The sequence below is a fragment of the Shewanella sp. Actino-trap-3 genome (assembly GCF_002836275.1).
Classification (GTDB): domain Bacteria; phylum Pseudomonadota; class Gammaproteobacteria; order Enterobacterales; family Shewanellaceae; genus Shewanella; species Shewanella psychromarinicola.
Genome location: NZ_PJCE01000001.1, coordinates 189,224 through 200,787 on the forward strand (window position 1 = coordinate 189,224; position 11,564 = coordinate 200,787).

Annotated in this window: 11 protein-coding genes; 6 read left to right on the forward strand and 5 right to left on the reverse strand. The window is 40.2% G+C overall.

The genetic code is table 11. The features are described 5' to 3' along the window. Window positions 1-48: 48 nt before the first annotated feature. From CXF80_RS00860 to glnS, 4 genes are all read left to right on the forward strand, one after another. Entirely contained in the window at window positions 49-585 is a 537-nt protein-coding gene (locus CXF80_RS00860; protein WP_101030299.1) for a GNAT family N-acetyltransferase, read from the forward strand. Window positions 586-783: 198 nt separating this feature from the next. Next, window positions 784-1,023 (forward strand): FeoA family protein, encoded by a 240-nt coding sequence (locus CXF80_RS00865; RefSeq protein ID WP_011638067.1) that lies wholly within the window; start codon window positions 784-786, stop codon window positions 1,021-1,023. Next, window positions 1,016-3,328, forward strand: a complete 2,313-nt coding sequence (gene feoB, locus CXF80_RS00870; RefSeq protein ID WP_101030300.1) for a Fe(2+) transporter permease subunit FeoB — start codon at window positions 1,016-1,018, stop codon at window positions 3,326-3,328. The genes CXF80_RS00865 and feoB overlap by 8 nt, the downstream gene beginning before the upstream one ends. Window positions 3,329-3,487: 159 nt before the next feature. Then, window positions 3,488-5,158, forward strand: a complete 1,671-nt coding sequence (gene glnS / locus CXF80_RS00875; RefSeq protein ID WP_101030301.1) for a glutamine--tRNA ligase — start codon at window positions 3,488-3,490, stop codon at window positions 5,156-5,158. 111 nt (window positions 5,159-5,269) lie between these two features. On the opposite strand, the gene CXF80_RS00880 is transcribed toward glnS, so the two are convergent. Next, entirely contained in the window at window positions 5,270-5,866 is a 597-nt protein-coding gene (locus tag CXF80_RS00880; protein WP_101030302.1) for a Yip1 family protein, read from the reverse strand. Window positions 5,867-6,229: 363 nt separating this feature from the next. On the opposite strand from CXF80_RS00880, the gene miaE reads away from it, so the two are divergent. After that, the gene (gene miaE, locus CXF80_RS00885; protein ID WP_101030303.1) at window positions 6,230-6,997 is read left to right on the forward strand and encodes a tRNA isopentenyl-2-thiomethyl-A-37 hydroxylase MiaE; all 768 of its coding nucleotides are present in this window, start codon (window positions 6,230-6,232) and stop codon (window positions 6,995-6,997) included. A 79-nt stretch (window positions 6,998-7,076) separates the two neighbouring features. Here miaE and CXF80_RS00890 read toward each other — a convergent pair whose 3' ends face one another. Together CXF80_RS00890 and CXF80_RS00895 are read right to left on the reverse strand one after the other, a co-directional pair. After that, window positions 7,077-7,802 carry a UDP-2,3-diacylglucosamine diphosphatase gene (locus CXF80_RS00890; RefSeq protein ID WP_101030304.1) on the reverse strand — a complete coding sequence of 242 codons (726 nt, stop codon included), beginning with the start codon at window positions 7,800-7,802 and terminating at the stop codon, window positions 7,077-7,079. Between the two features lie 2 nt (window positions 7,803-7,804). Next, complete coding sequence (locus CXF80_RS00895; protein WP_101030305.1) at window positions 7,805-8,299, reverse strand: peptidylprolyl isomerase; 495 nt, start codon at window positions 8,297-8,299, stop codon at window positions 7,805-7,807. A gap of 143 nt (window positions 8,300-8,442) precedes the next feature. On the opposite strand from CXF80_RS00895, the gene cysS reads away from it, so the two are divergent. After that, window positions 8,443-9,822, forward strand: coding sequence for a cysteine--tRNA ligase (gene cysS / locus CXF80_RS00900; RefSeq protein ID WP_101030306.1), 1,380 nt, complete (start codon window positions 8,443-8,445; stop codon window positions 9,820-9,822). Between the two features lie 32 nt (window positions 9,823-9,854). Here cysS and CXF80_RS00905 read toward each other — a convergent pair whose 3' ends face one another. Then, entirely contained in the window at window positions 9,855-11,114 is a 1,260-nt protein-coding gene (locus CXF80_RS00905) for a CDP-glycerol glycerophosphotransferase family protein (protein WP_101030307.1), read from the reverse strand. 9 nt (window positions 11,115-11,123) lie between these two features. Continuing rightward, complete coding sequence (locus tag CXF80_RS00910) at window positions 11,124-11,558, reverse strand: adenylyltransferase/cytidyltransferase family protein (protein WP_101030308.1); 435 nt, start codon at window positions 11,556-11,558, stop codon at window positions 11,124-11,126. Between the last annotated feature and the right edge of the window lie 6 nt (window positions 11,559-11,564).

Here is an 11,564-nt window from a genome sequence, read left to right on the forward strand (position 1 = left end):
AATGGCAGCCTAGGCTGCCATTTTTATTAATGAACTAAGAGAGGATGTATGCAAATAAATCTTTATAGTGAGCGCTTGAAATTGCGACATTTACAAAGTAAAGATTGGGAGCATTTTCTACGCTTACATCGTGATAAGGGTATCAATCAACATATCCGAAGTATTGAATCTGAATCGGAAATTGTTGCTAAATTTGAGCAGCGCAAAGCGATATGGCAATTTGGATCTGGAGACTGGTTATCTCTCGTTATTGAACGGATCGACACCAATGAATTTGTGGGGCTTATTGGTTTTAGATGCGACGATGCAGAATTAAGACGCGCCGAAGTAGGCTACCTTGTAGCACCAGAACAGCAAGGTTTAGGGTTTGCAAGTGAAAGCCTGCAAGCCTTAACGGATTGGGGGGCGTTACAATTTAGTATGCATAAATACATTGGTATTTGTGCTCAAGAAAATACCGCATCACGTAAGGTACTAGAGAAGGTTGGTTTTATTCTTGAGGGAACATTAAGACAGAATAGCTGCATTGATGGAATATGGTCAGATGACTGCTGCATGGGATTACTAACAGCACAAAGAGAGTAGCCCTTTTTTCTCATTCTGGCTTGCAAGTTAAAATAAAATCTTCGTTGTACTATATTCTAACGGGCATTTGTCACATAATGCGTAATACAACTGAAAACAATTCTCGTTAACAAGTGAAACTTTGATCTAGATTTGAGTTTAACTGTTTCAGTTCATATAAAATTTTAACGTTATTAATGTAGTTGAAGGTAGTGTTACATGAAGCTGAGTGAACTTAAGCCTGGTGATCAGGCGATTATCTCTGAAATCGGTCAATTAACGTTACCGCAAACTGTCAAACGTAAATTGTTATCTATGGGCATTACACCCAACACTCGTTTTCATTTTATACGTCGAGCCCCTATGGGCTCGGGTGTTGAGTTAGATTTACGTGGCAGTAAATTATGTATGCGTTGTGATTTAGCCGATATTATCGAGGTAGTTCTAAAAAATGACTAAACAATTTCACTGTGTCACCGTGGGTAACCCCAATGCAGGTAAATCGACTCTTTTTAATGCACTTACAGGTGCAAGCCAGCAGGTTGGCAATTGGTCAGGTGTAACCGTAGAAAAGAAAACCGGTAAGCTTAGTTACTCTGGTACTGATGTTTTTCTTACCGATTTACCCGGCATATATGATTTATTACCCGCAGGTAATAGCTGCGATTGTTCATTAGATGAACAAATCGCCCAGGCCTATCTTTCAAATCAACAAGTGGACGCCATTATCAACTTAGTTGATGCCACAAACGTTGAGCGTCATCTGTATTTAACCACTCAATTACGTGAGTTAGGTATTCCGGTTATTGTTGTCATTAACAAAATTGACGCAGCTAAAAAGCTGGGGATCAATATTAATGCAGATGACATGTCGGCACGACTTGGTTGTCCAGTCGTCACAATTTGCTCACGTAAGCAAGCCGATGTTGAACATCTACAGACTGAATTATTGGCATTATTGAAAAAAGGCGACACAACATCATCGTTATTACTGCAGTATCATGCTGATATCGAGGCAAGTGTCACAGCTTTACAGAAGCAAAATGACAGCCAAGGTCTTGTTGAGTTAAGCCGCGGACAAGCCCTTGCTATTTTAGCCAACAGTCATGGAAATGGCTGTGGTACCAGTGAAACGCAATTACACGACACGGTACAACAATGTACCCAGCGGGTAGAGCAAGCTGGTGAAGATATTGATATTATGATCGCGACGACACGTTACGATTTTGTGCAACAGGTGTTTGAAGCTTCAGTCAGTCAAGGTACACACGTTAGTGCCACTGATAGACTCGACAAGGTGGTGTTGCACCCCGTTTTGGGCATCCCAATCTTCTTGTTTGTTATGTATCTGATGTTTTTATTCAGTATTAACGTAGGTAATGCATTTATTGACTTGTTTGATATTACCGCGGGTGCCATTTTTGTTGATCATTTTGGGGCTTTGCTGTCGTCAATGGGCTCACCTGATTGGCTAGTGACGATTTTAGCTGGCGGTGTTGGCCAAGGTATTCAAACTGTCGCGACGTTTATACCGGTTATTGCAGCGTTATTTTTAGCCCTCTCGGTACTTGAAGGGTCTGGTTACATGGCTCGTGCAGCCTTTGTCGTTGATGGTTTAATGCGCCGTATTGGTTTGCCGGGCAAAGCCTTTGTGCCGATGATTGTTGGTTTTGGCTGTTCCGTTCCTGCCATTATGGCAACGAGAACCTTAGGCAGTGAGCGTGAGCGGATCGTGACAGGTATGATGGCACCGTTTATGTCTTGTAGTGCTCGCTTGCCTGTTTATGCGTTATTCGCAGCCGCATTCTTTCCACAGTCGGGTCAAAACTTGGTGTTTTTACTTTATATCATTGGTATTTTTGCTGCGATTGGTACTGGTTTATTACTGCGTAAAACGGTATTGCCAGGTACAAGCAGTGCCGTTGTTATGGAGCTACCAAGTTACGAAATGCCTAAATCTAAAGCGGTGTTCTCTCGCACAACTAAGCGAACTAAAAGCTTTATTATGGGCGCGGGTAAAACCATCATTATTGTGGTGACGCTGCTTAACTTTGTTAATGCTATTGGTACTGATGGCTCTTTTGGGCATGAAGATAGTAAAGAATCATTACTCAGCGCTGCGAGTCAACAAATCACACCCTTTTTTAGTCCAATGGGGATTGAGCAAGATAACTGGGCGGCAACAGTGGGTATTATTACCGGCATTTTTGCTAAAGAAGCTGTAGTTGGGACGTTAAATAGTTTATACAGCACCGTCGATGGTGATGACGTAGAACTTGTGTCTATTTGGGATAGCGTCAAAATCGGCTTAGCCACCGTTCCGGCAAATTTATTAGGCATAGAGCCAGGTGACCCATTATCAATTGCAATAGCGGGTATTACTGATTTAGATGAAGCTGCGATGGCATTGTCTGTTGATTCCTCCACATTCAGTGCGCTTCAAACAGGCTTTAAAAGTCAGATAGCGGCATTTTCATACTTGTTATTCATCTTGCTTTATACGCCTTGTGTGGCCGCTATGGGGGCCTTGGTTCATGAGTTTGGTGCTAAATGGGCTCGTTTTGCTGCAATTTGGACGTTTTCACTCGCCTATGGTTCGGCGACCGTGGTTTACCAAGGCGCGACCTTTACTCAACATCCGCTGCAGTCGGCCAGTTGGATCTGTTTCTTTGTTGTGGCATTGATTGGGTTTTATCTCTGGTTAAATAAAAAAGGTAGAAAAGCCCAACAAATTATTCCTGGAATACGCATTATCACGGAATAGTTAACCCTAATCCTGTTTGATTTAAACCATAAACCCAGCTTTGCTGGGTTTATTTGCTTTATAAGGTTAACTTTTTCGATCCTAGTAGTTGTAACTACTTAAGTTCTGTAGGATCATCTATTTTTATTCATATTGCCATTGTGCGCCAAGAGGAATTCCATGAGTCATGTGGACACCGAAGTACGTCCAAGTAACTTCATTCGTAATATCATAGACGAAGACCTAAAAAGCGGTAAGCATAGCCAAGTACATACTCGTTTCCCACCAGAGCCTAACGGGTATTTACATATTGGACATGCTAAATCTATTTGCTTAAATTTTGGTATTGCCAAAGATTATCAAGGTCAGTGTAACTTACGTTTTGATGATACAAATCCTGAAAAAGAAGACATCAATTATGTTAATTCTATTCAGGAAGACGTGCGCTGGTTGGGCTTTGAATGGTCTGGCGATATCCGTTATTCATCGAATTATTTTGAGCAGTTACACCAGTATGCTGTTGAGTTAATTAATAAAGGGCTTGCTTACGTTTGTTTTTTAAATGGTGAGCAAACAAGAGAATACCGGGGTTCATTAAAAGAACCGGGTAAAAACAGTCCTTATCGTGATACCAGTATTGAAGAAAACCTCACGCTGTTTGAAAAAATGCGCAAAGGTGAATTCAAAGAAGGCGAATGTGCACTGCGCGCCAAAATCGATATGGCATCGCCTTTTATGTGTATGCGTGATCCTATTATTTACCGTATACGTTTTGCCCATCATCATCAAACGGGGGATAAATGGTGCATTTATCCTATGTACGATTTTACCCATTGTGTTTCAGATGCGATTGAAAATATTACTCATTCAATTTGTACGTTAGAGTTTCAAGATAATCGTCGTTTATACGATTGGGTCTTGGATCATTTAGACGATTTTAACATCCCGGATCGTACGCGTCAGTATGAGTTTTCGCGTTTGAATCTTGAATATACTCTGATGTCTAAGCGTAAGTTGAATGATCTAGTCGTACGTAAACTCGTCACCGGTTGGGATGACCCAAGAATGCCAACGATTGCGGGCTTGCGTCGTCGTGGTTATACGGCTGCATCTATTCGTGAGTTTTGCTCACGTATTGGCGTCACCAAGCAAGATAATTTGGTTGAAGTAGGCATGTTAGATGCCTGTATCCGTGAAGAGCTTAATGAGCATGCTCCTCGAGCAATGGCAGTGTTAAGACCGATAAAAGTCGTCATTGAAAACTATTCGAATACTGAAACCGAAACCATTATTGCTGCTGCTCATCCAAACAATGAAACCATGGGAACTCGTGAGCTGACATTTGGGCGTGAGCTATTTATTGACGTCGCAGATTTTAAAGAAGAGGCAAATAAGCATTTTAAACGACTGGTTTTAGGTAAAGAAGTCCGTTTACGTAATGCTTATATTATCAAAGCTGATCGGTGTGATAAAGACGCTGATGGTAATATCACAACGGTTTATTGTACCTATGATGCAGATACTTTAGGCAAAAATCCTGCTGACGGTCGTAAAGTAAAAGGGGTTATTCATTGGGTTGAGGCATCAACAGCGAAACCTGCTGAGTTTCGTTTGTATGAACGTCTATTTACCAATGTAAATCCTGCGGCTTTTGAAACGGTCGATGAAGTCCTTAACCCCAATTCACTTACTGTGGTCAAGGGACTGGTTGAACCTAGTTTGGGCAATGCATCGGCTGAAAAAACCTACCAGTTTGAACGTGAAGGTTATTTCTGTGCTGACAGTAAAGATTCTAGCGCTGAACATTTAGTGTTTAACTTAACCGTACCGTTACGAGATACTTTTGCGTAATCAAGGTCATTAGTAAAAAAAAGGCGCTGAATGCGCCTTTTTTATATCATTTTTTCAATAATCAATAATCAATAATCAATAATCAATAACTCATAATAAGTTACCAATAAATTATTGCATCATTGGGCCTAAGCCAATACTCCATAAAATCACACTACTTGCCATCAGTGCGACTAATAACACCAGACCAGCGGTCACTACTGAGCTTGCATAAATAAAGCCTTTTTCTTCAGGGATATTCATAATAATAGGAACACCTGCATACAGAAGATAAACCGAATAGGATAAGCCAATTAGTCCGATGACCATAATGAACCATAGTACAGGGTAGAGTGCGGCTAGACCGACCATAAACAGGGGCGTCGCAGTATAGGACGCTAATTCAAGAGCTTGTGTATAGGTTGGATCTGCATCAAACGTCCTACCCATCCAAAAGGCTAAATAAGCAAGCGCCAAAACGCCAATAATTAAACCAAAATACATCGCAATTGACATCAGTAATGCGCTTTGTGATGTAAGAAATAACGGTTCTCCAACGCCAGGATTCCAACCAATGTGTGCCGTTGCAAAATAAGCACAAATTGCCGGGATAAGTGCGATAAGCAGTATATGGCTCAAACTGCTTTTTAGCGCTTCATGATTTTTTTCAATTTTTTGCCACTCTTGTTTCGGATGAGTGTACAGTCCCATTAAGTGATTCAATACCATTATAGTTATCCTTGTTTAGCATTTTTTGACCTAGTTCGCCAAACAACGACGAACTGACTACAGCTCTTTACCCACCGCCTTAATCAGTCCACATCTACTTATCAACAGGCGTTATTGTGTTGGCATCACACTGAGATGGTTCCATTGCCAACATCTATGTTGTTAAGTTATGACTCTATCCCAATGTAGAGTCATCATTTAAGGTGATCGATTGCATCTGTTACAAAATCGTTAAAATAAGCTGCTTAGCTTATTTATTAAACATAAATAGACTTTCGTCAAGTGGTATTACGTTTTTGACTTCAGAAAAGATCGTTATATAGGTAAAATAACCTTAGTTTTTTTGAAAGGATTATCCATCTTATGCAGCAATTACTGGTCCCTATTTATGACTTTCTAGGTTGTGAGACCCCAAACAGTTGGCTTGAACAAGCAAAACAACCTGAACAATTAACGCCACTGTTGATCGACCATTGCAACTGCGAGCTTAAGGCTGCTCAAACGGCTATTTTAATGATCCGCAAATATGCGATTGATAAAATTAGTTCACATCTATTAAAGGCTTGGGCAAAACCCTATGAGGATTTTATCTATCAACCAGACCGTAATGTGCAAGCATTTTTGGCTCGTGATAGTAAAAAAAATGATATCACCAGTGAATTAGTCGCCAACAAAGACTTAACCAATAGTGCTGACTTAATGAGTAAAATGGTGCGCCTTACCAAAGAAGAGTTTCATCATTTTGAACAAGTCCTGCAAATTATGTCTGCACGCGGTATTGACTACCGTAATATTCGCGCAGGCCGTTATGCCAAACAATTAATTTCTCATGTCCGAACTCATGAGCCTGAGACCATGATTGATAAGTTGATTATTGGTGCGTTTATTGAGGCGCGTTCGTGTGAGCGATTTGCCAAGCTTGCGCCGCACTTAGATGATGACTTGGCTAAGTTTTACACTTCATTACTTCGTTCAGAAGCTCGGCATTATCAGGATTATTTAGCTCTTGCTGAGGTTGTAGCAGGTAAAGATATTAGTGTACGAATTAATTATTTTCGAGAAAAAGAAATGCAGTTAATTTTGTCAGTAGATACAGAGTTTCGTTTCCACAGTGGAATACCGCCTCAATAATCAATAATCAATAATCAATAATGGCGCTATATAAACCAAGACTCACAGTTGATATCAATTCTGATACCTTCAAGTGAGCCTAGTTTGTTGCGGAAAAGGGTAATGTTACTAACTCACAACCTTTATCACTGACATTTAGCACGCTGCCTTGAGTATACCAATCACCGACCACCACACGTTGTTCTTGAGCTGTGAGCTGATGAATCGCGGGCCGATGTGTATGACCATGGATCATTCGTTGGCAGCCAGTACTTGCTAGTAGTGCTGTGACCGCGCTTGGCTCAACATCCATAATTTCGTGGTGTTTGTGCTGATTGTCTTGCACACTTGTTTGACGAATTTTAGCGGCAATGTTTAAGCGGGTCTTTTTAGGTAAGTGGGCGTAAACCCAGCGAACAAGTCCAAAACTTCGAAAGCGTCTGAATCGCTGATAAGCAATATCAAGTGTACAAAGGCTATCACCATGCAAAATCACGGTGTTAACACCGTACAAGTTGATACAATACACCTCAGGCAATATTTTCATACCTGCGCGTTGGCAAAATTGTTTGCCAACCATAAAATCACGGTTACCATGAATAAAGTACACTGGTAGGGTGTCTGATACCGTTTTGATTGCCTCCGCGATGGCAACACTAAAGGGTTCTGCAATATCATCACCCATCCACACTTCGAATAGATCGCCGATGATATAAAGCGCTTCAGTATTGTCTAAACCATGGTTTAGAAAATACACAAAGGCTTGAGTAATATCGGGGCGATCAACACTCAAGTGCAAATCGCCCACAAAGATTGTTTTTTTCACAATTACGCTTTAACGCTAACGCTTTTGATCACAATGGCTTCTAATGGCACATCTTGATGCATGCCATTGTTACCGGTTGCAACATTCTTGATTTTTTCAATAATATCTAAGCCTTCAACGACTTCACCAAAGACACAGTAACCCCAGCCTTGAGAGGTTTCTGATTTAAAATCAAGGAAGGTATTATCATTTACGTTAAAGAAAAATTGTGCCGTTGCTGAATGCGGATCAGACGTTCTCGCCATTGCAACTGTGCCTTTACGGTTAGATAAGCCATTGTTAGCTTCGTTTTTGATTGATGCTTTAACACTTTTTTGGCTCATCTCTTCAGTGAAACCACCACCTTGGACCATAAAACCGTCAATAACACGGTGGAAAATCGTACCGTCAAAAAAGCCATCTTCAACATACTGCATAAAGTTAGCGGCAGTGATAGGCGCTTTTTCTGCATTTAGTTGCAAAGTAATATCGCCGAAATTGGTATGTAAAGTAATCATGTTATCTCACTTGAAAAAATTGATTTGCGCGATTCTAACTTATCTTAAGTGCCGCTTAAAGTGCATTGTTCAAAACAGGTGACATCATGGTAGAATCTGAATTAATATTTCCCGTTATAAATTAGTGTAAAAGAGACCATTCGATGTTAAAGATTTACAATAGTATTAGCCGTGATAAACAAGAATTTATACCAATAAATCCAGGTAAAATCGGAATGTACGTCTGTGGCGTGACCATTTACGATTTATGTCATATTGGTCATGGGCGTACCTTTGTTTCGTTTGACATGATAGTACGTTATTTACGTTACCTAGGTTATGAGGTGAATTTTCAGCGTAATATTACCGATGTTGATGATAAAATCATCAAACGGGCAGCTGAAAACAATGAATCTTGTGAGTCACTTACTGAGCGCTTGATTGCCGAAATGCATAAAGATTTTGACGCATTAAATATGATGCGACCTGATTTTGAGCCTCGGGCAACGTTACATATTGAAGAAATTATCGATATGGTTGAGCGTTTACTGGACCGAAAACATGCCTATGTCGCCAGTAATGGCGATGTCTTATTTAGTGTTGCCTCGTTTCCTGAGTATGGCCAGTTGTCAGGTCAAAACCTTGATCAACTTCAAGCGGGTGCTCGAGTTGAAATTGATAATGCCAAACATAATCCGATGGATTTTGTGTTATGGAAAATGTCAAAACCCGGTGAGCCGACATGGGAATCACCTTGGGGACCTGGTCGTCCTGGTTGGCATATTGAATGTTCAGCCATGAACAGTAAACATTTGGGATCACATTTTGATATTCATGGTGGCGGCTCTGATTTACAGTTTCCTCATCATGAAAATGAAATTGCTCAGTCTTGCTGTGCCCACGATACGCCTTATGTAAATTATTGGATCCACACCGGAATGGTGATGGTTGACCGTGAAAAAATGTCTAAATCATTAGACAACTTTTTTACCATTCGTGATGTGCTTAAGCATTATGATCCTGAAACGGTACGTTACTTTTTATTATCCGGTCATTATCGCAGCCAGTTAAATTATTCTGAAGATAATTTAAAGCAAGCTCGTTCAGCATTAGAGCGTTTATACACGGCGATTAAAGACTTAGACTTAACCGTCGACGCAGCTCCTGCTGAAGCGTTTGTGGCCAAGTTCAAGTTGGCAATGGATGATGACTTTAATACGCCTGAAGCGTATTCGGTTTTATTTGAGATGGTACGTGAAATTAACCGTCTTAAAATAACCGATATGACTGCCGCCTCTGCATTAGGTGTGCGTTTGAAGCAATTAGCGGATGTGCTGGGAATTATGAGCCAAACACCAGATGCTTTCTTTAAAGGTGAGGGCAGTGATGATGAAGTGGCAGAAATTGAAGCGCTTATTGTCGAGCGTAACCGCGCCCGCACCGAAAAAGATTGGCCCGCAGCTGATGTCGCCCGCGATCGCCTCAATCAACTAGGTGTGATCTTAGAAGACGGACCAAGCGGCACCACATGGCGTAAAAAGTAAGTCTGACATTGAAATGATCCTTTAGCCTGCATTTATGCGGGCTTTTTTATTGCTTCGTGTTGACCTTGTTTTACCAGTTCATCTAAGCAATCTAATGCATTGGTTGAATGTTGCCAAAATGTATTAGTTAATACTTGTCTTGTTTGTGGACTACAAAACGCTTGTCTTGATGAGTCGGCTACATTTAATGAGGGTTCAGCATTGACGGCCATGTGTTTGAGCATATTTTGCAACTCGGCAAAGTTATAAACACTGGGCCCAGCAGCAGGAAGTTTCGCTACATAAGAATATTCACTTCTGCATTCGCTGTGATAGTGCGCCTTATCAAATGGAAAAAAAGCGATATCGCATTTGTATTGTAATGCATCAATGTAAATCGATGAGTAGTCAGTGATCAGTAAATCTATTTTGTTGATAATACCGTATATGTCGTCCCATTCGGTAATATTGATGATATTAGGGTATTGATCCAGTTCAGCCGCAAAATGCACTTCATTTGGATGTAATCGCAGTAATAGTATTTGGTTTTGATCGATCAATTGTGTTGACAAGGCTTTAAAATTAATGGCCTCAGCATAAATGTTATTATTGTCATTGGTTAAGCTTGAATCTCGCCATGACGGCGCGTAAAGAATAACGTGTTTAACCTCTTGATTAGTAAATGGTGTTTGATGATTATTGATTTGATAATAACGATGATAATCGGTACGAGGATTACCACAACAGAGAAACTGCTCGTCTGTCATTTTAAAGCCAGTGCGAAAAAGCCCTTTCACCGTATCACTGGCAGCAAGCATGAAATCGGGTTTGACGTACTGTTGATGATACAAGGCTTTAGCATTTAATTTTTGCGCCCATGTCGATGGATGATAAACCGAGTGTAACGGTCCATTACTGATATCAAATTCGATTTGTTTTAATGGTGAACCATGCCATAAATTAATTTTAATAGCACCCTTAGCAAAGTACTGATTAATATCACCAATATAACTATTATAAATATAGTATTTAGCCGTTAATGCATGAAAAACGCCCATTAAAGACCAACGATAATAAGCTAAATAGCCTTGTTGTGTTAACTGCTTAATGAGTGCTTTATCACCCGATATCCAAATCGCGGTAATGGTTTGTTGTCTTTGCCAATGGAGAAACAAGTATTTGCTATTATCTGCAAACTTGTTTTTATAGCAGCCCATGACCGCTTTATGTTGCTTCGGTATCAAACCTGACAAACAATAAAGCGTTTGAGTGATGAGTAATCTAATACATTGATCAACATAGCTAAATAACATGTTAATTCCTTATGCAATATTAGCGCTAACGGGATGATTTATTGGATCTGGAATCACTCTGTTGGCAAGATTATTCTTAATTTCTGTCGTTGAAATTTGTTGCGTGCGTTCAAGATAAAATACGTTACAGATATCAGATAAATCATCAAATTTACCTTTCCAGTCATCACCAATAGCAAAGATGTCAGCATTTAGCCGAATAATATCATTCCTTTTCTGGCGCCAATCGTTTTCAGCTATCACCTCATCAACATATTTACAGGCTGCGACAATTTCTTGTCGTTGTTGAAAATTGAAAAACGCGGCCTTACCTTTAAGCGCATTAAATTCGTCGGTGGATACCCCCACAATTAGCTTATCACCAAGCTTTTTTAAGCGTTTAAACAACCTCACGTGTCCAAAATGAAATAAATCAAACGTGCCGTAAGTAATGATAGTTTTCATGGAATA

Excerpts from the sequence above, each read along its gene's own strand:
- CXF80_RS00860 (WP_101030299.1), top strand. The coding sequence starts at position 49 with ATGCAAATAAATCTTTATAGTGAGCGCTTGAAATTGCGACATTTACAA.
- miaE (WP_101030303.1), top strand. The coding sequence starts at position 6,230 with ATGCAGCAATTACTGGTCCCTATTTATGACTTTCTAGGTTGTGAGACC.
- cysS (WP_101030306.1), top strand. The coding sequence starts at position 8,443 with ATGTTAAAGATTTACAATAGTATTAGCCGTGATAAACAAGAATTTATA.
- CXF80_RS00880 (WP_101030302.1), bottom strand. The coding sequence starts at position 5,866 with ATGGTATTGAATCACTTAATGGGACTGTACACTCATCCGAAACAAGAG.
- CXF80_RS00865 (WP_011638067.1), top strand. The coding sequence starts at position 784 with ATGAAGCTGAGTGAACTTAAGCCTGGTGATCAGGCGATTATCTCTGAA.
- feoB (WP_101030300.1), top strand. The coding sequence starts at position 1,016 with ATGACTAAACAATTTCACTGTGTCACCGTGGGTAACCCCAATGCAGGT.
- CXF80_RS00905 (WP_101030307.1), bottom strand. The coding sequence starts at position 11,114 with ATGTTATTTAGCTATGTTGATCAATGTATTAGATTACTCATCACTCAA.
- CXF80_RS00895 (WP_101030305.1), bottom strand. The coding sequence starts at position 8,299 with ATGATTACTTTACATACCAATTTCGGCGATATTACTTTGCAACTAAAT.
- CXF80_RS00910 (WP_101030308.1), bottom strand. The coding sequence starts at position 11,558 with ATGAAAACTATCATTACTTACGGCACGTTTGATTTATTTCATTTTGGA.
- glnS (WP_101030301.1), top strand. The coding sequence starts at position 3,488 with ATGAGTCATGTGGACACCGAAGTACGTCCAAGTAACTTCATTCGTAAT.